This is a genomic window from Saccharothrix variisporea, assembly GCF_003634995.1.
Classification (GTDB): domain Bacteria; phylum Actinomycetota; class Actinomycetes; order Mycobacteriales; family Pseudonocardiaceae; genus Actinosynnema; species Actinosynnema variisporeum.
In genome coordinates this window covers 1,578,660-1,604,308 of sequence record NZ_RBXR01000001.1, presented here as the reverse complement: position 1 = coordinate 1,604,308, position 25,649 = coordinate 1,578,660, and the positions used below count along the sequence as shown (strand labels likewise).

The 25,649-nt window shown below is 71.6% G+C and carries 21 protein-coding genes; 12 read left to right on the top strand and 9 right to left on the bottom strand.

Annotated elements, in window-relative coordinates:
- Positions 1–9: 9 nt before the first annotated feature.
- Both DFJ66_RS06850 and DFJ66_RS06845 read right to left on the bottom strand, forming a co-directional pair.
- Entirely contained in the window at positions 10–870 is an 861-nt protein-coding gene (locus tag DFJ66_RS06850; RefSeq protein WP_121219018.1) for an LLM class F420-dependent oxidoreductase, read from the bottom strand.
- An 84-nt stretch (positions 871–954) separates the two neighbouring features.
- Positions 955–2,196 carry an MFS transporter gene (locus tag DFJ66_RS06845; protein WP_121219016.1) on the bottom strand — a complete coding sequence of 414 codons (1,242 nt, stop codon included), beginning with the start codon at positions 2,194–2,196 and terminating at the stop codon, positions 955–957.
- Between the two features lie 156 nt (positions 2,197–2,352).
- Here DFJ66_RS06845 and DFJ66_RS06840 point away from each other — a divergent pair, with 156 nt between their 5' ends.
- Positions 2,353–2,913, top strand: coding sequence for a TetR/AcrR family transcriptional regulator (locus tag DFJ66_RS06840; RefSeq protein ID WP_170199173.1), 561 nt, complete (start codon positions 2,353–2,355; stop codon positions 2,911–2,913).
- A gap of 239 nt (positions 2,914–3,152) precedes the next feature.
- On the opposite strand, the gene DFJ66_RS06835 is transcribed toward DFJ66_RS06840, so the two are convergent.
- The 5 genes from DFJ66_RS06835 to DFJ66_RS06815 form a co-directional block, all read right to left on the bottom strand.
- Positions 3,153–4,505: an FAD-binding oxidoreductase gene (locus tag DFJ66_RS06835; protein ID WP_121219014.1), complete on the bottom strand. Its 1,353-nt coding sequence runs from the start codon at positions 4,503–4,505 to the stop codon at positions 3,153–3,155.
- Between the two features lie 14 nt (positions 4,506–4,519).
- Positions 4,520–4,942, bottom strand: coding sequence for a nuclear transport factor 2 family protein (locus DFJ66_RS06830; RefSeq protein WP_121219012.1), 423 nt, complete (start codon positions 4,940–4,942; stop codon positions 4,520–4,522).
- Between the two features lie 155 nt (positions 4,943–5,097).
- Complete coding sequence (locus DFJ66_RS06825) at positions 5,098–5,793, bottom strand: EthD domain-containing protein (RefSeq protein WP_121219010.1); 696 nt, start codon at positions 5,791–5,793, stop codon at positions 5,098–5,100.
- Between the two features lie 9 nt (positions 5,794–5,802).
- Positions 5,803–6,111, bottom strand: a complete 309-nt coding sequence (locus DFJ66_RS06820) for a muconolactone Delta-isomerase family protein (protein ID WP_121219005.1) — start codon at positions 6,109–6,111, stop codon at positions 5,803–5,805.
- Positions 6,112–6,124: 13 nt separating this feature from the next.
- Complete coding sequence (locus tag DFJ66_RS06815; protein WP_121219003.1) at positions 6,125–7,567, bottom strand: ankyrin repeat domain-containing protein; 1,443 nt, start codon at positions 7,565–7,567, stop codon at positions 6,125–6,127.
- A 246-nt stretch (positions 7,568–7,813) separates the two neighbouring features.
- On the opposite strand from DFJ66_RS06815, the gene mdlC reads away from it, so the two are divergent.
- From mdlC to DFJ66_RS06770, 9 genes are all read left to right on the top strand, one after another.
- Positions 7,814–9,475, top strand: a complete 1,662-nt coding sequence (gene mdlC / locus DFJ66_RS06810) for a benzoylformate decarboxylase (RefSeq protein ID WP_342776943.1) — start codon at positions 7,814–7,816, stop codon at positions 9,473–9,475.
- 30 nt (positions 9,476–9,505) lie between these two features.
- Positions 9,506–9,895, top strand: coding sequence for a cupin domain-containing protein (locus DFJ66_RS06805; RefSeq protein WP_121218999.1), 390 nt, complete (start codon positions 9,506–9,508; stop codon positions 9,893–9,895).
- Positions 9,896–10,082: 187 nt separating this feature from the next.
- Entirely contained in the window at positions 10,083–10,886 is an 804-nt protein-coding gene (locus tag DFJ66_RS06800; RefSeq protein WP_121218997.1) for a helix-turn-helix transcriptional regulator, read from the top strand.
- Positions 10,887–11,646: 760 nt separating this feature from the next.
- Positions 11,647–12,864: an IS701 family transposase gene (locus DFJ66_RS06795; protein ID WP_211351014.1), complete on the top strand. Its 1,218-nt coding sequence runs from the start codon at positions 11,647–11,649 to the stop codon at positions 12,862–12,864.
- A 129-nt stretch (positions 12,865–12,993) separates the two neighbouring features.
- Complete coding sequence (locus DFJ66_RS06790) at positions 12,994–13,554, top strand: TetR/AcrR family transcriptional regulator (RefSeq protein ID WP_121218995.1); 561 nt, start codon at positions 12,994–12,996, stop codon at positions 13,552–13,554.
- Between the two features lie 101 nt (positions 13,555–13,655).
- Positions 13,656–14,276 (top strand): DUF1579 family protein, encoded by a 621-nt coding sequence (locus DFJ66_RS06785; protein WP_121218993.1) that lies wholly within the window; start codon positions 13,656–13,658, stop codon positions 14,274–14,276.
- A 164-nt stretch (positions 14,277–14,440) separates the two neighbouring features.
- A complete protein-coding gene (icmF, locus tag DFJ66_RS06780) occupies positions 14,441–17,677 on the top strand; it encodes a fused isobutyryl-CoA mutase/GTPase IcmF (protein WP_121218991.1) in 3,237 nt (1,078 codons plus the stop codon).
- A gap of 33 nt (positions 17,678–17,710) precedes the next feature.
- The gene (locus tag DFJ66_RS06775; RefSeq protein ID WP_211351012.1) at positions 17,711–18,415 is read left to right on the top strand and encodes a class I SAM-dependent methyltransferase; all 705 of its coding nucleotides are present in this window, start codon (positions 17,711–17,713) and stop codon (positions 18,413–18,415) included.
- 211 nt (positions 18,416–18,626) lie between these two features.
- Complete coding sequence (locus DFJ66_RS06770) at positions 18,627–19,730, top strand: sugar ABC transporter substrate-binding protein (protein ID WP_121218989.1); 1,104 nt, start codon at positions 18,627–18,629, stop codon at positions 19,728–19,730.
- A gap of 3 nt (positions 19,731–19,733) precedes the next feature.
- On the opposite strand, the gene DFJ66_RS06765 is transcribed toward DFJ66_RS06770, so the two are convergent.
- Positions 19,734–20,780 carry a LacI family DNA-binding transcriptional regulator gene (locus tag DFJ66_RS06765; RefSeq protein WP_121218987.1) on the bottom strand — a complete coding sequence of 349 codons (1,047 nt, stop codon included), beginning with the start codon at positions 20,778–20,780 and terminating at the stop codon, positions 19,734–19,736.
- A gap of 160 nt (positions 20,781–20,940) precedes the next feature.
- Here DFJ66_RS06765 and DFJ66_RS06760 point away from each other — a divergent pair, with 160 nt between their 5' ends.
- The gene (locus tag DFJ66_RS06760) at positions 20,941–22,338 is read left to right on the top strand and encodes a GH1 family beta-glucosidase (protein ID WP_121218985.1); all 1,398 of its coding nucleotides are present in this window, start codon (positions 20,941–20,943) and stop codon (positions 22,336–22,338) included.
- Complete coding sequence (locus tag DFJ66_RS06755) at positions 22,284–23,462, top strand: tetratricopeptide repeat protein (RefSeq protein ID WP_121218983.1); 1,179 nt, start codon at positions 22,284–22,286, stop codon at positions 23,460–23,462. Before DFJ66_RS06760 ends, DFJ66_RS06755 begins: the two co-directional genes overlap by 55 nt.
- Here DFJ66_RS06755 and DFJ66_RS44915 read toward each other — a convergent pair.
- Positions 23,433–25,625, bottom strand: coding sequence for a hypothetical protein (locus DFJ66_RS44915; protein ID WP_281276601.1), 2,193 nt, complete (start codon positions 25,623–25,625; stop codon positions 23,433–23,435). The two genes, DFJ66_RS06755 and DFJ66_RS44915, sit on opposite strands and share 30 nt — an antisense overlap.
- Between the last annotated feature and the right edge of the window lie 24 nt (positions 25,626–25,649).

Sequence of the window (25,649 nt, the reverse complement as noted above, 5' to 3'; positions counted from 1 at the left end):
CGTGCGTGGCTAGCCCAGCACCTTCATGACGTCACGCAGCACCGACACGTGGTCGGCGGCCGACCGCAGCCCGAGACCCATCGTGTTCACGCTCAGGTGCGTCGCGCCCAACTCGACCCACCGGCCGACGTAGGACGCCCACTCCTGCTCGGGCACGTCCGACAGCGTCAGCCGCGGTTCGAAGCCCAGTGCGCCGGGGTCGCGGCCCGCGTCCCGCGCGTAGCCCCGCACCCGGGCGATCATCTCGGCCGCCGTGGCGTCCGGCGGGCGGTGCGGCAGCCAGCCGTCGCCCAGCCGCCCGGCCCGGCGCAGCACCTGCTCCGCGTGGCCGCCGAACCACACCGGGATGCGGCCGGCCGCCGGGCGCGGGTTGATGCCGGCGTTGTCGATGCGGTGCCACTTGCCGGTGAAGGTCACCGTGTCCGACGCCCACAGCCGCTGCAGCACCTCGACCTGCTCGGTGCTGCGCGCCCCGCGCCCGGCGAACTCCTCGTTCAACGCCTCGTACTCCACCGGGTTCCAGCCGATGCCCACGCCCAGCCGCAGTCGGCCGCCGCTGAGCACGTCGACCTCGGCCGCCTGCTTGGCCACCAGCGCCGTCTGGCGTTGCGGCAGCACCAGCACGCCGGTCATCAGCTCCAGGTCCGTGGTCACCGCCGCGAGGTAGCCGAACAGCACGAACACCTCGTGGAACAGCGACTCGCTGGTGTACCCGCGCCACCCCGGCCGGGTGTCCACGCCCGCGCCCAGCACGTGGTCGAACGCCATCGCGTGGGTGTAGCCCAACTCCTCGACCGACTGCGCCCAGCCGCGGATGTCGGCCGGGTCGTTGCCGATCTCCAACTGCGGGAAGATCGCTCCGATGCGCATTTCTCAGTGTCTCCCAACGTAAAGGGGGGCGCGACAGCGGGTGGGGGATGACCCGCTGTCGCGCCCGTGGTGGAACGGCCCGGCTCAGCCGGTCGAGGACGCCGTCTCTTCCACCACCGCGGGCTCCGGGGAGCCGGTCTCGGGTTCGGGGCTGGGCTTGAGGAAGCTGGTCGCCCACGCGGCCACGACACCCACCGCGCAGATCACCAGCGAGGTCAGCACCGCGCCCTTGGCGCCGGACGCGGCCACCGCGCCACCGCCGATGAGGGCGCCCGCCGCGATGCCCGCGGTGATCGCGGACGCCGGGAGGGTGGCGGCGAAGTCGCGGCCGGGACCGGCCAGGGCCACCACGCGGTACTGGATCGACGGGACGATGCCGAAGCCGACGATGCCCCACACGCCCATCGCGATCGCCGCGACGATCGGGTTCGAGCCGCCGAAGTACAGCGCGAGCAGCGCGGCCACCAGCACCAGGCCGCCGACGATGATCGTGCCGCTGGCGTTCTTGTCCGCCGCCGCGCCGCCCAGGAACGTGCCCACGGCGTTGGCGATGCCGTAGACCAGCAGGAAGATGCTGATCGTGCCGCCGGAGATGCCGGTGACCTCGGCCAGGAAGGGCTGCAGGTAGGTCAGGCCGGAGAACTGGCCGCCCATGATGAGGAAGCCCAGGCCCAGCAGGGCCAGCACCTTGGGGGCGAGGGCGTGCTTGGCCTGCGCGCCGAAGCCGCCGACGCCGGAGTTCGGCACGGTCGGGATGACCGCGAACGCCAGCACCAGGGTCAGCACGCCGGTGATGATGATCGCGATGAACGAGGCCTTCCAGCCCCAGCTCTGGCCGATGAGCGTGCCCAGCGGGACACCCAGCGCGGTGGACACCGCGACACCGCCGAACACGAACGAGATCGCGCGGCCCATCTTGTCCGGCGGCATCATGCCCGCGCCGACCGCGAACGCGACGCCGATGAACAGGCCGTGCAGGGAGCCGGTGAGCACGCGGGCGAACAGCAGCAGGCCGAAGCTGGTGGCCACCACGGCGATGACGTTGCCGAGGATGTAGGCGGCCAGCGAGAGCTGGAGCAGCTGCTTGCGCGCGAACTTGATGGTGACCGCGGTGAGCACCGGTCCGCCGATGGAGATGCCCAGCGCGTAGGCGGTGACGAGGCTGCCGGCGGCGCTGATCGAGACGCCCATGTCGTCCGCGATCAGGTTGAGGATGCCGACGACGATCAGCTCCGCGCTGCCCATGATGAAGGCGGCGAGGAACAGCGCGGTCAGCGCCAGGTTGGTTCGCGACCGGCTCAGTCCGGGTCGCACTTCTGTACTCATGTGCACCTTCCTCGAAGTTGTCTTCCTCGTCGCGACCCGTGTCGGCCGCCGGGTGGTGCTCCACCCGACGACTTCGTCAGGCGTTAGGGAACGGTCCCTATCATTTCGGGGCCAACCGTAATACAGTCGGACCGACCGAGCAAGGGGGTGTCCGACATGCGGCGTGCCTCTGTCGAAACCCGCGAACACGTGCTGCGGGTGGCACACGACCTGTTCTACTGGCACGGCATCCGCGCCACCGGCGTGGACCGCGTCGCCGAGGCGGCGGGCGTCGCCCCGACCACGCTGTACCGGCTGTTCGCCGACAAGGACGAGCTGATCGCCGCCTACGTCGAACGCGCCGACCGGGAGACCCGGGCCTGGTTCACCGCCGCCGTGGAAAGTGCCGGCCCCGACCCGAGGGCGCAGATCCTGGCCGTGTTCGACACGCTCAACGAGCGCATCGGCCCGGACCAGTGCCGGGGCTGCACGTTCCTGATGGCGCTGGCGGAGTTCCCCGACGAGCACGTGCCCGCGCACCGCCGGGCCGTGGCGTCGAAGTCCTGGGTCCGGGAGCGGATGGGCGAGCTGACCGCGCGGCTGGGCGTGGACGACCCGGAGGCGCTGGCCGACCAGCTGGTGCTGATCATGGAGGGCGTCAACGCCTCGACCCAGGGCCTGCGCGGACCCGCCCACCAGGCCCGCGCCCTGGCCGAAGCCATCCTGCCGCCTCCCTGACCGCACCGGCCCGTCTGGCCGCACCGGCTCGCCTGGCCACGCCGGCTCGCCTGGCCACGCCGGCCCGCCTGGCCACGCCGGCTCGCCTGGCCACACCGGGCCGCCTGGCCACGCCGGCTCGCCTGGCCACGCCGGGCCGCCTGGCCACGCCCGCCGTGTCGCCGGGCGCGCGGGCGGACCCGCGCCCAAACGCGGAGGGCCTCCCTGGTGAGAGGCCCTCCGCGGTGGGTTCGTGCGCATCAGAACAGGGTCGGCACGGCGCTGAACACCTGGTCCGGGTCGTAGCGCCGCTTGAGCGCGTACAACCTGGAGGCGTTCGGCCCGTACGCCAGCCGCACCCGCTCGGTCTCCTCGGGCGCGAGCAGGTTCGGGTACCCGCCGGGCAGCGCGTGCGGGGCCAGGTCCCGGGAGAGCTGCTCCACCCACTCGCGGTGCCGCTTGCCGTCCACACCGGCGTCCCACGTGCCGACGATCTCGACCAGGTTGTGGTCGCGGCGCAGCCCGAAGGCCGTCTCGGTGGGAGTCACGCGGGAGGCCGCCCCGTGGAAGTGGTGCACGAACACCCCCGAGTACGGGGACGTGATCCGCTCGGCGGCGTCGACCAGGACCTCGGCGGCCTCGTCGGTCACCTCGGGGAGCTGGTGGTTGGCGGCCAGCGTGTGCCGCCCGTCCACGACGACCCCGTCCAGCAGCCCCAGCACCTGGAACGGCGTCATGGGGCCGACCTGCGCCGACACGGGTGTGCCCAGCGACGACAGGCGGGCCGCCCACTGCTCGCCGCGCGCGGGGTCGCCGCTCCACGCCGGCAGCAGGTACAGCAGCGCCTTGCCGTCCGGGCCCGCGAAGAACCCGGTCATGACGGTGAGCTGGTCCGGTGCGGCGGCGGTCAGCTCGCGGTAGCCGCGCAGCACCTTCCGCGCCTCGGGCAGCCCGAACAGGACCATGCCGGAGGTCATGGTCCGCAACGGGTGCACCCGGTAGGTCGCCCGCGTGACGACGCCGAAGTTCCCGCCACCGCCGCGCAACGCCCAGAACAGGTCGGGCTCCTCGCTCGCGCTCGCGGTCACCACCGTGCCGTCGGCCAGCACCACCCGCGCGCTGACCAGGTTGTCCAGCGCCAGGCCGTGCTTGCCCAGCAGGAGGCCGTAGCCGCCGCCGAGGGTCAGCCCGGCCACGCCCACCGCCTTGACGGTGCCGACCACGGCGGTGCGCCCGAACCGGTCCACCGCCGCGCCCACCGCGCCCGCCGTCGCGCCGCCGCCCGCGTCCGCGGTGGACGAGACGGGGTCGACGGTGACGTCGGCGAGCTTGGACAGGTCGACCACCAGGCCGCCGTCGCGCACCGCCCGGCCCGCCCAGTCGTGCCCGCCGCCGCGGACGCTCAGCGGCAGGCCGTGCTCGCGTGCCGCGCGCACCGCGTGCACCACGTCCTGCTCGGTCTCCGCCCGCACGATCAGGGCGGGGAACCGGTCGGCGGCGCCGTTCCACACCCGCCGCGCGCCGTCGTAGGCGGCGTCTTCGGCCGCGATCACGTGTCCCGTGACCACCGCCCGCAGCGCGAGAGCCGCGGACGCCGGTGCCGTCGCTGTCATCTGACGGTCCTCCCTCACGCGTAGTCGATCCGCGCCAGCCCGAACTCCTCGGCCGCGATGATCGGGTCGAAGAACTCGTGGTACTCGTAGATCTGGCCGGAGTCGGTGAACTTGAAGATCGAGACGTAGGTGTTGCGGTACCGCTTGCCGCCCTTGAGCAGGCAGTCGCCCTCGAACCGCGCGATGACGGTGTCGCCGTCCTCCCACGTCTCGGTGATCGGGAAGGACCAGCTCTCGAACATGCCGGGCGTGTCCTTCCAGCGCGCCCACACCGCGGTCTTGCCGACGATGTGGTGCGGGAACATCTTGGTGCCGAACGGGTAGTAGTGGTCGGCGCCCTCGGCCCACAGCTCTATCCAGGAGTCGATGTCCTTCTCCTCCAGCAGCCGCAGGAAGTCGTGCACCTTCCGCACGTTCCTGCTCAGGCCGTCAGCCATCTCGCCCCTCCTCTGCAAACGGCGCGGCCCCGTGCGCGTGTGGCGGGCACGGGGCCGCGAGGTGATCGGGACCGCACGGGGTCCACGAGCCGCCCGCCCCCTCCGGAGGTGGGGGCGGGGGTCGAGCGTGATCGCGTCGGCGTCGGCCGAGGCGGTCAGGCGCGAGCCTCCGGGCCGATGATCCAGTGCTCCCGCGTCACCAACCGGTGCACGTAGCGGGGGTTGACGAAGGCCTCGTAGTCCTCGGTCATCTGCTTGTACTCCGGGGACTCCAGCGCGTCGCGCAGGGCCTCCACGTCGTCGAACCACAGCTGGTAGGCCGCGTCCAGCGTGGGCTCGCCGATGCCGTACCAGCCGTCCACGGTGTGACCCTGGATGTAGCGGCGCAGGCCCGGCAGCTTCAGGCCCAGCTCGCCGTGCTGGTGCAGGCTGTAGGACCGGAAGTCCTCCAGCGAGACGCCTTCCTTGCGCTTGACCAGGATGATCAGCTTCACCCAGTTCTGCCCCTTGTACAGGGCGGGACCGGCCTTCAGCTCGTGCGCGTCGGTGTCGAGCACCAGGGTCTGCCAGAACGCGGCCCAGTTGGGCTCGTCCAGCCGCGCCCCCTGGAGGAACTCCTCGCTCTGCAGCGAGGCGATCTGCTCCTCGGGGTTGAGCCAGATCTCGGCGACGCCCTGCCACTTGGGGTCGCCGTTGCCCAGCTTGAAGTCGAACGTGGTGTCGATCATGTACTTCTTGATCTGCTTGATCTTGCTGGCGTACTGGACCGCGTGCACGTTGACCCAGTAGTCCTGGAACTCCTCGACCGTCATGCCCGGCTTGGGCGCGGCGAAGATCAGCTGGTGGATCATGTCGCTCCCTCAGACCTTGTAGCGCTTGATGACGTCCTCGGCGAAGCCGATGTAGTCGCGCAGCGGCCACACCTCTTCGAACTCCAGGTACTCGCGCATGGGCAGGCGGCCCAGCGCGGTGCGGTCCAGCTCCTCGGCGTTGGGGGCGTCGATGATGCCGATGACGCGCTTCTGCGCGGCGACCTTCCACAGGCCCACGGCGAACCCGGAGTCCAGCGTCTCCTGGGCGTGCTCGGCCTCCTCCTGCTCGATCTCCCACAGCTCGTCGAGCGTGATGCGGCCCTCGTGGTTCCACTTCATCTGCACGTAGAACAGCATGTGCGCACTCCTCCTAGGACTTCGCGCGGATCAGCTCGGTGAGGGGGTGGTCGGCGCCGAACTCGTCGACGGCCAGGTCCAGCGGGGTCTTGCCGTCGTGGCCGACGATGTCCAGGCGCGCGCCGGCGTCGATGACGATCCGGGAGCACTCCTCGTAGCCGTGCCACAGGGCGTCGTGCAGCGGGGTGTAGCCGTTGGTGGCGCCCTGGAAGTTCAGGTCCACGCCGGGCCACTGGGCGATCAGGCGGGTGAGCTCGACGTGCCCGTTGTAGACCGCCTTGTGCAGCGGCACCGCGCCGAAGGTCGGCTCGGTGGCGTTGACGTCCGCGCCCGCCTCCAGCAGCAGCCGCGCGATCTCGGTGTGCCCGTCACGGGCGGCCACCAGCAGCGGGGTGTGGGCGTCGTTGAAACCGTTGACGATCGGGAACTTCTCGTCCACCGGCGCGCCGTCGCCGATGAGCTTGCGCACGGCCTCGACGTCGCCCTGGGTCACCGCGGCCATCAGCAGCTGGTCGGCGGCGCGGCGCTCGTCGGAAGCCTGGCGCTCCTGGATGTACTGGTGGGCCAGCAGGATCTTGTCCTTGCCCATCGTGTTGACGTTGAGCTCGTACTCGAAGTGCTGCTGGAGCGAGAACCCGTAGTGCGTGCCCAGGTTCAGCGACGCGCCCCGGTCCAGCAGGTACTTGGCGATCTCGGGGTTCTTGAACCACACCGCGTCCATCAGCGGGGTGTGGCCGGTGTTGGGCGTGACGGCGTCGATGAACGCGCCCGCCTCCACCAGCGCCTCCACGACGGCCAGGTCACCGCCCTGGCACGCCTTGTGCAGCGCGGTCGCGCCGCCGCCGCTGTCCACGTCGTACACGTCCGCGCCGGCGGAGATCAGCAGCCGGGTCAGCTCGGCGTCCGCGCGGCCGGCCGCGATCAACAACGGCGTCAGTCCACTCTGGACATCGCGGTGGTTGACGTCCGCGCCGAACCGCAGCAGCTCGGCCACGGTCTCCCGGTCGCCGGCCCAGCACGCGGCGATCAGCCGCTCCTCGCGGTCGGCGTTGAACGCGGCCACCTCGCCGTTGGGGTCGAAGTAGACCTTCCACGACACGATCCGGCCGCTGTCGTCGACGACGAGCTTGTGCACGTCCTCGATCTCGAACTCCTGCCGGGTGCGGGTGTGCGCGGCCCGGGTGTAGATGACCGCGTAGGCGGTGTCGCCCTCGGCGCGCAGGTCGCGCAGCGCGTAGTCGAGCACCTCGGTGGTCTCGCCGCGCACCTTGAACGCCCGGCGCACCGCGGGCAGCCCGACGTGGCGGCCCAGGTAGGGGATGACCTCGTTCCACCGGTCCACCGGCAGCTCGAAGTCGATGGTGTGGGACAGCGCCGACAGCGCCGAGTCCAGGTCGCCCCGCTCGAGGTCGGTGAAGTACTTCTCCACCACCCGGCGGGTTCGCTCACTGCTCATCGCAGATCCTCACTGCTGAAGGTTCTTCTTTCGCCGCCAAAGCAATTCAGGCCGGGCGCGCATTCAGTAGTTCACGGGCGGTCCCCCGCGACAAGGACGCGCGCGGCCGGCGCGGGGACTGCGTGAGGTCATCCGCACAGCTCACGAAGTGCCTTCCCCCGCAACGACTTTCCTTGTGGCCACCCGAGGGCGTGACGAGAGTTGCGGTCACAGCCCACCCAGACAAGTCGAGACCACCACAGGAGTGTGTTGACCGTGACCGCGGATGGCACCAATTCCCGGACCGTCCGGGAGGACACGCTGGAAGTATTCCGGCAACTCGGTATGACGACCGTGTTCAGCAATCCCAGCCACACCGAGATGAAGCTGTTCGAGACCTGGCCGGACGACTTCCGCTTCATCATGGGGCTCCAGGAGTCCGCGGTGGTCGGCATGGCCGACGGCTACGCCCAGGCCACCGGCGAGCCGTCCCTGGTCGTCATCAACGGCGGGCCCGGCACCGGCAACGCGATGGGCTCGATCTACACCGCCGCGAGCGCCCACACGCCGATGGTGATCATCGGCGGTCTCCAGGCGCGCAAGCTCCAGCAGGGCGCGCCGTTCCTCAACGCGCCCAACGCCACCCAGCTCCCGCAGCCCTACATCAAGTGGGCGGCGGAGGCGGCCCGGCCGCAGGACGTGCCGGCGCTGATCGAGAAGGCCTACCACATCGCCAAGCAGGCGCCCCAGGGTCCCGTCTACGTCGGCGTGCCCGAGGACGACTGGATCCGGCCCGCCAACCCCACGCCGCACAAGGTCCGCGTCGTGCAGCCGGCCGTCGTGCCGGACCCGCAGGTGCTGGCCGACGTCGCCGACGCGCTCAACTCCGCCACCAACCCGGCGATCGTCGCCGGGCCGGGTGTCGAGATCGGCGGCGCGCGCCGCGACCTGATCAAGATGGCCGAGCGGCTCAACGCCCGCGTCTACGGCAGCCCGGTGTGGCCGCGCGGCGCGTTCCCGGAGAACCACCCGCTCTTCGGCGGCGTCCTGGCCCCGCTGCCCGAGCTGATCAACGCCCGCCTCGGCGAGCACGACGTGGTGATCGTGCTGGGCAGCCCCACGTTCACCCTGTTCACCACCGCCGACCTGTTCTCCCAGGCACCCGCGCCGCTGGACGGCAGCGACTCGCCCAAGCTGCCCGAGGGCACCCGGTTCATCCACGTGACCGACGACCCCGAGGCCGCCGCCTGGTCGATGGCGGGCACCGCCTACGTCACGCCGCCCGACGCGTTCGTGCGCCGGATCGTGGCACTGCTGCCGCAGCGCCCGCGCGTGCCGCTGCCCGAGCTGCGGGAGCCGATCCCCACGCCCGAGGCGTCCACGCCGATCACCGAGCCGTACCTGTTCCACCTGCTGTCGCAGGAGCTGCCGTCCACCGCGCAGGTGTTCGAGGAGCTGCCCATCGGCCGCGCCCCGTTCCACGAGCAGATCCCGCTGGGCCCGGACAACGGCTACTACGCCACGGCGTCCGGCGCGCTGGGCTTCCCGTTCGCGGGCGCGGTCGGCTACGCGGTGGCGCGGCCCGACCAGCGGGTCGTCGTCGTGGTCGGCGAGGGCTCGGCGCAGTACACCATCCAGGCGCTGTGGACGGCCGGCAAGTACAACCTGCCCGTCACGTTCGTGATCCCCAACAACTCCGGCTACCTGTCGCTGAAGTACTACCTGGACGACACCAGCCAGAAGAAGTGGCAGGAGGGCTGGGACCTCAGCGGCGTCGACATGGCGGGGCTGGCCCGCGGCTACGGCATCGCGGGCGAGCGGATCGAGACGCCGGAGCAGCTGCGCGCCTCGCTGCGGCGCGCGCTGTCCGCCGACGGCCCGGTCCTGCTCGACGTCGTCGTGTCCGACCCCGGCCTGTTCCGGCTGTAGTCCGCGCCGCACACCACAGGAGGAGTACTCATGGAGGTCGTCCTCAAGGACAACCTGCCCACCGTGCGCATCGACGGTGAGGTCGCCGCCCACATCTTCGACGGCGGCGCCCACGGCACCACCTCGTCGGCGTTCATCGTCGACGTCAAGCCCGGCAAGGGCCCGATGCGGCACAGCCACCCGTACGACGAGATCTTCTTCGTCATCGAGGGCCGGGTGCGCGTCGAGGCCGGCGGTCAGGTCCGCGACGCGGGACCGGACGAGATCGTGATCGTCCGCCAGGGCGTGCCGCACGCGTTCACCAACCTGGGTCCGGGCAACGCGCGGATGGTCAACGTCCACGCCACCGCCCAGGTGGTCACCGAATTCGCGCCCGACCACGCCGCCGACCCGTCGTACCAGTACGGCCACACCAGCTGAACCGGCCGCACTCAGCGGCTCCCGAGCGTGCCCGCGAAGCCCTCACCGCGTTTCACCCGTGAAACGCAGATGTGAGGGCTTCGTGCTATTCGCTCCCGTTTGTGTCGCCGCAAATCGGCGGCTCGCCGTCCGGGAATCCGCCCCCCGGAGGGCGGCTAGACTGGCTAGCGGGGAAACTGGGGGAGGAATGATCGTGAGGACGAACAATATCCGCCGGAGCGAGTTGGGGCGCTTTTTGCGCAGCCGGCGGGAACGGTGCAACCCGGCCGAGTCGGGTTTTCCGCGGGGGCCGCGCCGCCGGTCGCAGGGGTTGCGCCGGGAGGAGGTCGCGATGCTCGCCGGCGTGAGCCCGACCTGGTACACCTACCTGGAGCAGGGGCGCGACATCCGACCCTCGCCCGAGGTCGTGGACAGCCTCGCGCGCGTGCTGTGCCTGAGCGAGGACGAGCGCCGCTACGTGCACACCCTGGCCTTCGGCCACGTGGTCCGGCCGCAGCCGCTCGACGGCGAGCTGTCCGGGGCGGAACTGCTCAAGCGCCTGGTGGCGGCGGCGGAGGACGACCCGTACCCGGTGCTGGCGGTGGGCTCCCACGGTGACCTGCTGGGCTGGAACCGGGCCGCGACGGACTGGTACGACGACTGGGACGTGCTGCCGGAGGAGGAGCGCAACCTGGTGCGCTGGCTGCTCACCGCGCCCGCGGCCCGTGAGCGCCTGGTGGACTGGGCGGACGAGGCGCGGGACGCGGTGGCGGTGTGGCGGGCGGAGTCCGCACGCTGCCCGGACGTCCTCGAGGTCGACCGGCGGGTGCGGGAACTGGGTCGGGTGAGTGCCGAATTCCGCCTGTGGTGGGATGAGCAGACGGTTCGGGAGCGGCGGTCCCGGACGCGGCGGTTCCGCCATCCGGAAGAAGGTGTCCGCGAATTGCGCTTGGTGCCGTTGGAGTCGCCCGAGTTCGCCCCCGCGGTGGTGCTCGCGCACCTGCCCGCCTGAGTGGCGACTTGACGAAGTACGTGTGGCGCCCGTCCCTCATCGGGATGTTTGATTCGTAAATCATCGAAGCTCGGAACCGGCGCGCGGATTATTAATGCCGGCGTCACGGGAAGTGGATAACGTCATCGGGTGATCGCGGCCCGCGCGAGCGGGCCACGACTTCGGGGGGAGAGCCGATGCCTGTGACCGCCGCCACAAGCTGCGCTCAAGGTACATCAGACGTTGAAGCAACCGGTCCGAGTCGAGCGGACCGCCTGCTTCGTCCGCTTCTGCGGGCAACCGCAATTCCCGTTTTGTCGGTGTCCGAGACTGTCACGCGACCCGTGGTAGTCCGCTCGACCTAGTGGGAGCGGTCGAACGGTCGAAACCGGAACGGCTCTGTCCTGGTTCGGCGCGATCGGACGCTGGAACCGGGAATACCAGCACTGAAAGCGTTCTGGACATCCTTCCGGGCTCTTGAAAATCTGTGCCGGTCACCGGTCGGTCACCATGGGGGTTGGCCGGCAGGGGACCGCGATTGCCGGTCGCTGGGGGACAAGGGCGATGAGGACTGGGGGAATTTGCCGGTGCGCTCGCGCACGGGCGGCGGCCCAGTGGGCCGCCGATTTCGCGGCGGGCGTGGACCGGCGCGCAGGACGAGAGGACGTCTGCGTTGCCGTACCTCCTTCGGAAATGTGTTGTGCCTTGCCCTGATGAAGTGTCAAGACGAACCCCGCGAGGTCCGTACCCCGCGGTGATCCGAAATGCTGGAGGGACAACCGTGCATCGGTTCCAAGCGGTTTCAGCCGGGGCTGATCCGTCGGATTTATCCACTCTGTCCGAGTACTGCGAGGAGCTGTTCACGACGCTGGGGAGGTCCGACCAGCGCCGCTGGGCCGAGGCCTACGTCCGTGGACTGCTCGTCGTGCCGGGTCGCAAGTCGATCCGGCGGATCTCGGAGCTCGTGGTCGGCCGGGACGCCGACCAGTCGTTGCAGCAGTTCGTGAACCAGAGCCCGTGGGCGTGGGCGCCGGTGCGCCGGCGGTTGGCCGAGCGCGTCGGCCAGGCCATGCGGACCCAGGCCTGGGTGGTGCGGGAGGCGGTCTTCCCCAAGAACGGGGACAACTCGGTCGCGGTGGCGCGGCAGTACGCGCCCACCGCCGGTCGGATGCTCAACTGCCAGCGGGCGGTGGGCGTGTTCCTGGCCGGCGACGAGGGCGCCGCCGCCGTGAACTGGCGGCTGGTCATGCCCAAGTCGTGGGACGACGACGCCGACCGGCGCGGCAAGACCCGGGTGCCCGACGACGAGCGCTCGTTGCCGGTGTGGCAGTACCTGCTCGACGCCTTCGACGAGATGAAGGGCGACTGGGGGTTGCCCGCGGCGCCGGTCGTGGTCGACCTCAGCGCCGACCCGGGGGTGTTCCCGCTGCTGGGCGGCCTGGAGGAGCGCGGCCTGCGCTACCTCGCCCAGGTCTCCACCTCCACGCCGCTGCTGCCGGTCAACCTGGTCGGCGCGGTCGGGGCGCAGCACCAGCCCCGCACCGTCGGCCAGCTGGTGGCCGCGGCGGCCCGGCGCGGGCGCAGCACGCTGTCCTGGCGGGACGAGCGGACCGGGGCGGTGTCGACGTCGGACTTCGTGGTGGCCACCCTGCCCGGCCACGCCGCGATGGGTGACGGCCGGCCGGGTCGGCGGCCGTGGCTGCGGCACGTGCTGGCGGAGTGGCCCGTGGGGCAGGTGCGGCCGTCCGCGGTGTGGTTGACCAACCTGGGTGCCACCGGCATCCGCGAGATGGTGAGCCTGCTGCGGGCCGCCGACAACGCCGACACCGAGGTGGCGCGGTTGGCCGAGGAGTTCGGGTTGCGGCACTTCGAGGGCCGGTCGTTCCCGGGCTGGCACCACCACGTGACGCTGGTGTCGGCGGCGCACGGCTTCCGGCTGCTGCAGGAGCTGGAGCGGACGGGGTACCCGGAGGAGCGGCTGCTGCGCCCCTACGCGTGAGCCCCTGCCTGTGAGCCCGGCCGCGTGGGCGCGGAAGGAAGTGGACCAGCGTCGTTCCACTTCCCGGCCGAAGTGCTAGGTTGGGACGTTAGGGAAAGGTCCCGAACAAGTCGTCGACCGGAGGCAGCCGTGCGCCGACCCGCCGCGCAGACCCGAGAGCACGTGCTCAGCGTCAGTCACGACCTGTTCTACTGGCACGGCATCCGGGCCATCGGGGTGGACCGGGTCGCGGCCGAGGCCGGTGTCGCGCCGACCACCCTCTACCGGTTGTTCCGCTCCAAGGACGACCTGGTCGCCGCGTACGTGGAACGCGCCGACCAGCAGTACCGCCAGTGGTTCACCGAGGCGACCAAGCCCGACGGCCGCGACGCGCGCTCGCGCATCCTGGCGGCGTTCGACGAGCTGGTGGTCCAGGTGCAGCCGGACAAGTGCCGGGGCTGCCCGTTCCTGATGGCGCTGGCCGAGTTCCCGGACCCGGAGCTGCCCGCGCACCGCAACGCCGTGGCGACCAAGGCGTGGATGCGGTCGCGGTTCGCCGAGCTGGCCCGCGAGCTGGACGCGGGCGACCCGGAGGCGGTCGCCGACCAGCTCGCGCTGGTGATGGAAGGCGTCTACGCCTCGGTCCAGGCGCTGGGCGCGGACGGCCCGGCGCGGCAGGCGCGGAAGCTGGTCGAGCACATCCTGCCGTGAATTCGTGGAATTGACGGAGTGCGCGATCCCGGATTGACGCTGGTGAATGTCTCCGGACATCCTTGAAGACACACCTGATTAACCAGCAGGGGGTTACTTCAATGGAATCGGTCAATGGCCCCGCCACGCCCAACGGGCTGCTTTCGGCAACGGCCTCGGTGGTGACCGCGCCGGTGTCCGACGCCGTCGACCTGGAGCGCATGATCGGTCGCGGCCTGCCCGGTGACCTGCACCGGAGACTGGACGCGCTGGTCGGCGAGTGGACTGTGGACAAGCAGACCTTCATCGCCTTGGGCACGTTGCAGAACCCCAAGATCTGGGTCGCCAAATCGGTGTGGAAGTGGTTGGACGACACCGGTGGGCGGTTCATCAGCGAGGAGTTGACCGGGGAGCTGGCGGGCGGCCCGTACTACCGGCTGGGCATTCTCGGGTACTCCGGGATGGACGACCGGTACGAGTGGAACACGCTGGACAACCTGGTCAGCACGATGATGACGTACAAGGGTGAGCAGGGCACCGGCGGGGAGGACGTCATCTCCATCGGTGGCGTGTTCACCGAGCCCGGTGTGCTCGGCGAGTCCTACGTCGGGAAGAAGATCGAGATGCGCACGGTCTTCACCTTCCGGTCGGCGGACGAGGTGATGGTCGAGATCTGGTTCACCCCGCCCGGCGAGCCGGAGCGCATCGCGGACCGGGGCGTGTACCACCGCGTGAAGGGCTGACGCGGCGGCGAGGGCCGCACCGGTTCGTCCGGTGCGGCCCACCCGGCTCCGCCGGGTCGGACCCTTCGGGTCGCGGGTGAGCCACGGCACAGGACGCTCCTACTTCCGATAGATGGATGTCCTAGTAATCTGGACGGTACTTCCGCGATGCCGAAGGAGCCGTCGTGACCGCCGACCGCACGTTGCACAAGCCCGAGCACCCGGTGCGCTTCGTGACCGCCGCCAGCCTGTTCGACGGCCACGACGCGGCGATCAACATCATGCGGCGCATCCTGCAGGCCCAGGGCGCCGAGGTGATCCACCTCGGCCACAACCGCTCGGTGCGCGAGGTCGTCGCGGCGGCGGTGCAGGAGGACGTCCAGGGCATCGCCATCAGCGCCTACCAGGGCGGCCACGTCGAGTACTTCACCTACCTGGTGGAGCTGCTGCGCGAGCGCGGTGCCGAGCACATCAAGGTCTACGGCGGCGGTGGCGGCGTCATCGTGCCCGAGGAGATCGCCCTGCTGCACGAGCGCGGCGTGGCGCGGATCTTCTCGCCCGAGGACGGCCAGCAGCTCGGCCTGGCGCGCATGATCAACACCATGGTCGAGGCGTGCGACGAGGACCTGGCCGAGCGGGTGCCGTCGTCGTGGGACGGCCTGTTCACCGGCTCGGACGACGTCCTGGCCCGCGCCATCACGCTCATCGAGGCGGGCAAGCTGCCCGAGGACGTGCACGCGCGCATCGAGCAGTCCGCCCGGGACGTCCCGGTCCTGGGCATCACCGGCACCGGCGGCTCGGGCAAGTCGTCGCTGACCGACGAGCTGGTCCGCCGCTTCCGCCTGGACCAGGAGGACAAGCTCCGCATCGCCGTGCTGGCCATCGACCCGACCCGCCGCCGGGGTGGCGGCGCGCTGCTGGGCGACCGCATCCGGATGAACTGCCTGGAGGGCGACCGGGTCTTCTTCCGCTCGCTGGCCACCCGCCGCGCGGGCTCCGAGGTGCCCGACGGGCTGGCCGACGCGATCCTGGCGTGCAAGGCGGCCGGGTTCGACCTGGTGGTCGTCGAGACGCCGGGCATCGGCCAGGGCGACGCGGCGATCGTGCCGTTCGTGGACTTCTCGCTGTACGTGATGACGCCGGAGTTCGGCGCCGCGTCCCAGCTGGAGAAGATCGACATGCTCGACTTCGCCGACGCGGTGGCCATCAACAAGTTCGAGCGCCGGGGCGCGGAGGACGCGCGCCGGGACGTGGCGCGGCAGTTGGTGCGCAACCGGGAGGCGTTCGGCGGGTCGTGGGAGGACATGCCGGTCTTCGGCACCAGCGCGGCTACCTTCAACGACGACGGCGTGACGGCGTTGTACCAGCACCTGCGCGGTGAGCTGGCCGAGCGCGGTCTGGAAGTGTCGCCGGGGGCGCTCCTGCCGGTGTCGGGCAAGGTGTCCACCTCGGCGTCCACCGTGGTGCCCGCGAACCGGGCGCGGTACCTGGCCGAGATCGCCGAGACCGTGCGCGGCTACCACCGGGCCACCGAGACCCACGTGGACGCCGTGCGCCGGGTGGCGCACCTGCGGGCCGCCCGGGACGAGCTGGCTTCGGCGGGCGCGGACGTCACGGCGATCTCCGAGCTGCTGTCCTCGGCCGAGCGGCACGTGGACGGGTTGTCCGCCGAGCTGCTCGCCGCGTGGCCGAAGGTGGTCGAGGACTACACCGGCGACGAGCTGGTGGTCCGGGTGCGGGACAAGGAGATCCACACCCAGCTGACCCGGGAGACGTTGTCCGGCAACAAGGTCCCGCGCGTCGCGCTGCCCCGCTTCGACGACGACGGCACGTTGCTGCGGTGGCTGCGCAAGGAGAACCTGCCCGGCTACTTCCCCTACACGGCGGGCGTCTTCCCGTTCAAGCGGGACGGCGAGGACCCGGCGCGCATGTTCGCCGGCGAGGGCGACGCGTTCCGCACCAACCGCCGGTTCAAGTACCTGTCACAGGGTTCGGCGGCCACCCGCCTGTCCACCGCGTTCGACTCGGTGACCCTGTACGGCCGCGACCCCGACACCCCGCCGGACATCTACGGCAAGATCGGCACGTCCGGCGTGTCCATCGCCACCCTGGACGACATGAAGGCGCTCTACGACGGCTTCGACCTGACCGCGCCCACCACGTCGGTGTCGATGACCATCAACGGGCCGGCGCCGACGATCCTGGCGTTCTTCCTGAACACGGTCGTGGACCAGACCCTGGACAAGTTCCGCGCCGAGCACGGCCGCGAGCCGTCCGCTTCCGAGGCGGAGGAGCTGCGGGCGTGGGCGCTGGCGACCGTGCGCGGCACCGTCCAGGCGGACATCCTGAAGGAAGACCAGGGCCAGAACACCTGCATCTTCTCCACCGAGTTCTCGCTGCGGATGATGGCCGACATCCAGGAGTGGTTCATCCGCAACAAGGTGCGGAACTTCTACTCGGTGTCGATCTCCGGCTACCACATCGCCGAGGCCGGGGCGAACCCCATCAGCCAGCTGGCGTTCACACTGGCCAACGGGTTCACCTACGTCGAGTCGTACCTGGCGCGCGGGATGGACGTGGACGACTTCGCGCCGAACCTGTCGTTCTTCTTCTCCAACGGCATGGACGCCGAGTACAGCGTCATCGGCCGGGTGGCGCGGCGGATCTGGGCCGTGGCCATGCGCGAGCGGTACGGGGCCAACGAGCGGTCGCAGAAGTTCAAGTACCACGTGCAGACCTCCGGCCGGTCGCTGCACGCGCAGGAGATGGACTTCAACGACATCCGGACCACGCTGCAGGCGCTGTGCGCGCTGTACGACAACTGCAACTCCTTGCACACCAACGCTTACGACGAGGCGATCACCACTCCGACCGAGTCGTCGGTGCGGCGGGCGATGGCGATCCAGCTGATCATCAACAAGGAGTGGGGCCTGTCGATGAACGAGAACCCGTTGCAGGGTTCGTTCATCATCGACGAGCTGACCGACCTGGTCGAAGAAGCCGTGCTGATGGAGTTCGACCGGCTGTCGGAGCGCGGCGGCGTGCTGGGCGCGATGGAGACCGGCTACCAGCGTGGCCGCATCCAGGACGAGTCGATGCTGTACGAGCAGCGCAAGCACGACGGGTCGCTGCCGCTGATCGGCGTCAACACGTTCCTGCCGGAGGACGGATCACGCGAGCACGTGACCATCGAACTGGCGCGGGCCACCGAGGACGAGAAGCGCTCGCAGGTCGAGCGGACGCGCGCTTTCGCCGCGGCGCACGCGGCCGAGGCCGAGCCGGCGTTGCGGCGGTTGAAGGAGGCCGCGCAGTCGGGGGAGAACGTGTTCGAGGTGCTGATGGACGCGGCCCGGGTGTGCACGCTGGGCCAGATCACGGAGGCGTTCTTCGAGGTGGGCGGCCAGTACCGCCGAAACGTCTGAGACACGGGCGCGGCGGGCCGGCAACCTGGGCGCATGAGCTGGGACGAGGGTTTCGCGGTCGGCTATGAGGAGTGGTCGGCGCACATGGTCGAGGACGTCCCGTTCTACGTCGAACTCGCGCGTGCCGCCGACGGGCCGGTGGTCGAGCTGGCGGTGGGGAACGGGCGCGTCGCGGTCCCGGTCGCCCAGGCGACCGGGCAGCGGGTGATCGGTCTGGACTCGTCCCCGGCGATGCTCGACCAGGCGCGTGCCCGTGCCGCTGCCGCGGGCGTGGAGCTCGACCTGCGCGAGGCCGACATGCGCGACCTGCGCCTGGACGAGCCGGCGGGGCTGGTCTACTGCCCGTTCCGCGCCTTGCTGCACTTGGCGACGTGGACCGACCGCCGCCGGACGTTCGAGCGCGTTGCGGCGTCGTTGCGGCCGGGCGGGCGGTTCGCGTGGAACGCGTTCGCCTTCGACCACCGCATCGCCGCGCGCGTCGACGGCGTGCACCAGGACGAACCGACGCCGCACACGATCCGGTACTCGGTGGGGGACAACCGGATCGACATCGTCCGCGACGACGGTGCCACCAGTTCGCTGTGGTGGGCGACCAGGAACGAGTGGCTCGGGCTGCTCGACGCGGCCGGCCTCGAGCTGGAGGCGCTGTACGGCGGGTTCGGCGGCGAGCCGGTCACCGACGACAGCACGGAGTACGTGTTCATCGCGAAAGCGGCGCAAGTCCTTCACAACGCGTGACCTGCGGGTCGAGTCGGCGCGGACGACCGAGGACGAGAAGCGCCGGCAGGCAGGTTTCGGTCTGCGCACAAGAGCGGCGGAGGTTATTGACTTCATGTGACGCGCGTTACACAGTATGGGCGCTCCACGAGAGTTAGAGCGCTCTAACGACCCTCCCCACCGGGTGGCCGCCGTAGAGCCGGCCGCCGCCGCCCTGGAGAGGTTCGTTCGCATGCGTCGCAAGTTCCCGGTCCGCACCGCCGCAACCTGTTGTCTCGCCCTTCTCCTGGCTTCCTGCGGGAAAAGCGCCCCGCCGGCCAAGCAGGCGCAGAGCCCCGGTGGGCAGCCCAAGGTCGGGGTGATCCTGCCCGACACGACCTCCTCGGTGCGGTGGGAGCGGTTCGACCGGCCGTGGTTGGAGAAGTTCCTGCACGGGGTCGGGGTGGACGCCCGGATCGTCAACGCCGAGAACGACCCCCACCGGTTCGTCAGCCTCGCCGACGAGTTCATCGCCGAAGGGGTCGAGGTGCTCGTGCTGACCGCCGTGGACTCGGAGAGCGCGGCGGCGGTGGAGCGCAAGGCGCACGCGGCCGGGATCCCGACCATCAACTACGACCGGCTGACGCTGGGTGGCAACGCCGACTACTACGTGTCCTTCGACGGGGTGGCGGTCGGGACGTTGCAGGCCGAGGGGCTGGGCAAGTGCCTCGGCGCGGGACGGGCGACGGTCATCGAGCTCGAAGGGGCCAAGACCGACAACAACTCCAGCCTCTTCTACGAGGGCCAGCAGCGGGTGCTCAAGCCCAAGTACGACGCCGGGCAGTACAAGCTGCTCGGCAACCAGTGGATCGAGGGCTGGGACAACGACCTCGCCGGGCACGTGTTCGCGGACCTCCTCGCCGCCAACGGCGGCAAGGTCGACGGGGTGGTCGCGGCCAACGACGGGTTCGCGGGCGAGGTGATCGAGGTGCTGGCGGCCAAGGGGCTCGCCGGCAAGGTGGCGGTGACCGGGCAGGACGCGACCGTCGAGGGGCTGCGCGCGATCCTGCGCGGCGACCAGTGCATGACCGTGCACAAGTCGGTGCGGGCGGAGGCCGAGGCGACGGCCGGGCTGGTGTCCGCGTTGGCCGGCGGCGGCACGGCGAACGCCGACACCCTGGTCACGCAGTTCATCCACGACCCGCGGACCGACCGCGAGATCAAGGCCCTGCTCCTGCCACCGGTGGCGATCACCAAGGACAACATCGGGCTGGTCGTCGAGGACGACTCGGTGCGGCTGTCCCAGCTGTGCACGGAGGACAACGCCGAGCAGTGCAAGGCGGCCGGCTTGTCGTAGAAGTCAACCTGGCAGGGTTCGGCTCGATGCGCGCACCACCAGGCGGGTCGGGAGGACGGCGGGCGGTGGGGTTCGGCCGTTGTGGATCATCGTGAGCACCGCCCGCGCCGCTGCCGCGCCGATGCCCGCCTTGTCCTGTGCGACGGTGGTCAGCGGCGGGTCGACCAGGGCGGCCAGCTCGATGTCGTCGAAGCCCACCAGGGCCACGTCGTCGGGCACCCGCAGGCCGGCGTGCCGGGCCGCCAGGAGTGCGCCCACCGCCATCTCGTCGCTCGCGCAGAACACCGCCGTGGGCGGGGTGGGCAGGGCGATCAGGCGGCGCATGGCGTCCTGGCCGCTGCCGCGGTGGAAGTCGCCGGTCACCACGTGCTCGTCGGGGACCGGCAACCCCGCCTCCGCCATCGCCGCGCGGAACCCGGCCAGGCGGTCGGCGGACGGGACGTTGCCCAGCGGGCCGGTGATGGTCGCGATCCGCGTGTGCCCGGCCGCCACCAGGTGCCGCACCGCCTCCACCGCGCCGCCCGCGTTGTCGGAGGTGACGTAGGTGGCCCGGTCGCCCTCGACCACCACGTCCACCGCCACGCACGGCAGCCCGGACCGGGCGAACGCGGCGAACGCCGGCCCGTCCTTGCCGCTGTCGATGAGCACCAGCCCGCCGAGGTGGTGGCGCCGGGTCATGTTCACGTACGCCACCGGGTCGGCCAGCGACGCCCCGACCGCCCGCAGCGCCGCCGACCCGCTGGTGGCCAGCATCAGCAGGTGGTAGCCGTGCGCGCTGAGCGCGGTCTTGAGGCCGATCAGCAGCTCCTGGAGGTACGGGTGCCGCCACCCGGGCCGGCGGTGGTCGGTGTCCCAGACCAGGCCGATCAGCCCGGACTTGCGGCTGGCCAGCGCGCGCGCCGACTCGTTGGGCCGGTAGTCCAGCTCGCGCGCGACCCGTTCGACGACCTCGCGCTTCTCCCGGCTGACCGTCAGCGGCCGGTTGAACACGCGTGACACGGTCGCGACCGACACCCCGCACAGTTCGGCGACCTCTCGGATCGTGGCCATGTTTGTAACCGCTTTCAGTGCTCCGGCTCCACGTGGGCTGACCAGCGTGAACCCTACTTCACCTGCACAAAGCCGAACCAGCCCCGAGCGCGCAGATCACGGATCCGTTACTTGACCGGTGCCTCGTCACGCCGTGTCATTGCCGCCGAGGAGGTGGGGCATGACCGGGTTCGGGGCGGGCTTCCGCTGGGGTGTGGCGACGTCGGCCTACCAGATCGAGGGCGCGGTGGACGAGGACGGCCGCGGGCCGTCGATCTGGGACACGTTCTGCGCGGTGCCGGGCGCGGTCGCGGGTGGTGACTCCGGGGCGGTGGCGTGCGACCACTACCACCGGTGGCGCGAGGACGTGGCGCTGCTGGGCGAGTTGGGCGTGGACGCCTACCGGTTCTCCATCGCCTGGCCCCGCGTGCAGCCCGACGGTCGGGGCCGGTTCGAGCCGCGCGGCCTGGCGTTCTACCGGGAGCTGTGCGAGGGCCTGCTGGAACGCGGCATCGAGCCGTTCCCGACGCTCTACCACTGGGACCTGCCGCAGGGCCTGGAGGACCGCGGCGGGTGGCGCTCCCGCGACACCGCCTACCGGTTCGCCGAGTACGCGAGCGTCGTGCACGAGGCCCTGGGCGACCTGGTGACCCGGTGGACCACGCTCAACGAGCCGTACGTGTCCTCGATCGTCGGCTACGGCGAGGGCCGGCACGCCCCCGGCGCCCGCGAGGGCCACGGCGCGCTCGCCGCCGCCCACCACCTGCTGCTCGCCCACGGCCTGGCCGTCCGGGCCATGCGGGGCGGGAACCACGAGTTCGGGATCGTGCTCAACCAGTCCCCGTCGGTCCCGGTGACCGACTCGCCCGAGGACCACGCCGCCGCCCGCCGGCACGACCTGCTGCTGCGCCGCCAGTTCACCGACCCGCTGTTCGCCGGCCGCTACCCGACCGACTACGGCGAGGTCTTCGGCGACGTGGACTTCCGCGAGGACGACGACCTGGCCGTCATCGGCACCCCGCTGGACTTCCTCGGCGTGAACTACTACTACCGCCAGCACGTGGCCGCCGCGCCCTTCCGCGACCCCGACCGCACCACCCGCACCGCCAACGACATCGGCATCGACACCACCCGCCTGCCCGACGTGCCGCGCACCGCCATGAACTGGCCGGTCGAGCCGGAAGGCCTCACGGAGGCGTTGGTGGGCCTGAAGAACCGCTACCCGGACCTGCCCCCGGTGTACGTCACCGAGAACGGCTGCGTCTACAGCGACCGGCCCGGCTTCCAGGACGACGAGCGGATCGCCTTCCTGGACACCCACCTGTCCGCCGCCCGGGACGCCGTGGCCGCCGGGGTGGACCTGCGGGGCTACTTCGCGTGGTCGTTCCTGGACAACTTCGAGTGGGCGCACGGGTACAAGCCCCGGTTCGGCCTGGTACACGTGGACTACCAGACCCAGACCCGCACCCCGCGCGCCTCCTTCCACTGGTACCGGGAGCGGATCGCCGCGTCGAGGGGAGAACCGTGGCACCCCGCTACGACCCCGAGCCCGGTCCCCGGGGCCTCGCCCGACGCCTGAGCGCCCTGGCGGCGGCGGGTGTCCCGGTCCGGTGCGGGGTGGTGCTGGGCCTGCACCCGCCGGGCGCCGGCTCGTCGCGCGTCGCCGAGGTCACGCACACCCTGGCCCGCCACCTGGTCGACGGCACCGCCTCTCCCCGTTTCAACACCGTTCCGTCGCCGATGACCAGGGTGTACGCCGCCGCGAGCCGGGGGCGGCTGGACGCCCTGGGGCCCGACATGAAGGCCTTCCCGGCGGACCTGGCCACGCCGCTGTGGTGGCGCGTGCTGGACCGGACCGGCGGGCCGCTGACGACGGTGGAGCGGTCCACGGCGGCGGACTTGTTGCTGCGCTTGGGTTATCAGCGCCGGGCGGCGGACGTCGTGGGTGATCGGCCGGAGCTCGTGGTGAAACGGCTGGCGGTGCGGTACTGGTCGAGCCCGTCCTCGACGGAGATCGAGTCGGAGGCCCTGCGGGAGGCCCACGACCGCGGGCACCCGGCGGAAGTCCGCCACACCCTCGCCCTGTTCGTGGTGGCGCGCAACGGGCGCAGGGGCACCGCCACACCGGCCTTCCACGAGGCCGCCGCCGTGGCTTCGCGGACCATCCCGAGCGATCCGCTGCGCCTCCAGGCCCACTACCGGGCGCTGGCGTTCGTGCCCTACCTGCGCGGTGACCTGCCGGGCACGTGGACGTTGTTGCGGCGAGCCGTCGAGTGCCAGTACTCGGTGGTGCCTGAGACGCCGTTGGAACGCCTGGCCTGGGAGGACCACGCCTTCCCGCTGCACGAGACCATCGCCCGCACCCACCTGCTGACCGGCGCGCCGGACCGGGCGGCGGCCGAGACCGACCACCTGGTGACCCTGAGCCCGAACGACCACCGGACCTGGTCCCTGCGCGGTGACGCGTTCCTCGCCGCCGACCGCCTGGAAGAGGCGATCACCGCCTACGACCGGGGCGTGGCACTGGGTGGCCTGCCGGCGGCGCGGGCGGCCTTCCACCGGGGGTGGGCGCAGCGACGCCTGGGCCTGCGGGCGGAGGCCGCCGAGTCGTTCGCGCTGTCGCAGCGCATCGACCCGACGGCCCCGGCGGTCGCCGAAGCGCTGGCGGAGGTGTCAGGCGTGGGCGCGGGCGGTGGTGCGTAGGGCGACCGCCGCGCGTTCCAGGCTGCCCAGCACGCCCGGCGGCAGCTCGTGGTGCCGTCCCGCGACCTCCTGCAACATCACCTGCATGGGCGCGGACTCCTCGGCCTCCGCCACCGCCAGCACCTTGAACGTCGTCCCCGGCGGGAAGACCACCCGTTCCTGCACGACGCTGCCGAACGAGTCCACCACCTGCACCCGGCGACCGGTCACCGACCAGATCACGAACTCCGTGCGCCCGTCGAACGGCACGGACGGCCCCGCGACCGTGCTCAGCACGCCGTGCTCGACCAGCAGGTCACCGGTGCGGTAGCGGCGGCTGTCGCCCCAGCACACGGTCACGCCCTGGTGCACGGGCAGTCGGCGCAGGCCCGAGACCACGCCCGCCGCGTACGGCCACAGCCTGCCCAGGCGGCCCGTGCGCAGGGCCTCGACCATGATCTCCTCGTCCTGCTGGAGGCACGCCGAGACCGCCGCCAGGTCGGTCACCACGGCCTCGAAGGCCTCCGGGTCCTCCGGCCGCACCTCGATGTGGCGGCAGGCCACGGCGGCGTGCGCGGCGTACCGCTCGCCGAGCATCCGGCGCAGGGCGTCGCGCTCGGCCTCGGTGCTGCGGTGGTCGGCGGGGACGAACTCCTCGCCCTCCCGCTCGCCCCACACCGGGGCGGGGGACTGGGGGAGCGGTCCGTCGAGGCTTATCGGCACGGGCTCGTCGGCGACCTCGTGCACGGGCACCGGGGCTTCGACGGGCTCGGCGGACAGGCGCTCGCGCGCGCTCGGCACGTGCGCCACCGGCTGGTGCGCCGGCTCGTGGTGCGCCGGCTCGTGGTGCACCACCGCGACCGTGGGTTCGCGGTCGGTGACCGGTGGAACGGGCTCGTAGTCGTCTTCCGGGAGCTCCACCTCCGGCTCGGCCATCGGCGGCTGGGGTGCGGGAGTCGGGTCGCAGAAGACGACCTTCAGCAGCCGCCGCACCTCCGGCTCCAGCCGCTCCACCAGGGACGCCCCGGCCACGGCCACCGCGCCCGCCGTCGTCTTGCCCGGCGAGCCCACGGTCAGCCGCGCCCACTCCGGGTCCACCGGCAGCGCCCGCACCTCGGGACCGTTGTCCTCGGCGTCACGCACCCACAGCCCGGACGGCACGACCTCCAGCACCACCCCGCCACCCAGGTCGAACACCCCGGGACCGCGTTCCACCAGGCCCGGCACCGGCACCCGGTACCCGGACACCGAAGGCACACCACCGGGCGTGTAGGACACCTCGGTCACGTACGGCCGCCACGTCTGCTGCCCGCGCGGGTTCACCGCGACCACCGCCGCGCCCGAGCGCAGCGCCGCCACCGGCAGGCCCGAGTACAGCGCGATCGGCTCGCCGAGCTGGTCGGCCACCTCCTGGCCCTGGTGCTCGCCGCCGTACCAGACCAGTCGCACCCGCGACCGCGCCGCCGACGACAACCCGCCCAGCAGCCGGCACACCTCCTCCACCGGGATCGGCGGCTGGCCCGGACCGCCCACCACGACGGTCAGCACGTTGTCCCGGCACGGCAGGGTCACCACGGCCCGCGCGTCCGGCGCGGCCGGGTCGAACGGCACCCGCTGCGCCCGCAGCCACAGCCCGGCCGGGATCGGCTCGGAGATGCCCACCTCGCCGGTCGGCCACGGCGAGTTGGGGTCCACGGCCTCCCACTGCGGCACGGGGAACCGGCGGCCCATCGGCATCGGGGAGGCGCCCGGCAGGAACCGCAACCACGACCCGTACCCGCCGTTGCCCACGACGAACGCCGCACCCGGCACCGTGGTCACCGCGCCGTCCGCCGCCACCACCTCGGCCTGCAGCTGCTCGGCCAGCCACTGGGCGGGCGCGGTCGGGCGCATCGTGCCCGCGTGCGAGGTCATCAGCCGCACGGGACCCCGGCCCTTGAGCGCCGCCGCCACCGCCGGCCAGAACGCCGACTCGTCCCCGGGCGGGAAGTCGACCACCACCACGGTCCGGCCGCGGTCCACCGGCAGGCCGCGGGCCAGCGCGGTCGCCGCCTGACCCGGCCCCTGCGGCGGCGCCACGACCAGCGTCGCCCCCGCGAACGAGGCCGTGAACTGCGGCTGGGGCGCCGGCACGGGCGCGTGCTCGCGCTCGACCACCACCGGGGTCTCGGTCGGTGTCGGCACCACAGTCTCCTTCGGCACGGAACG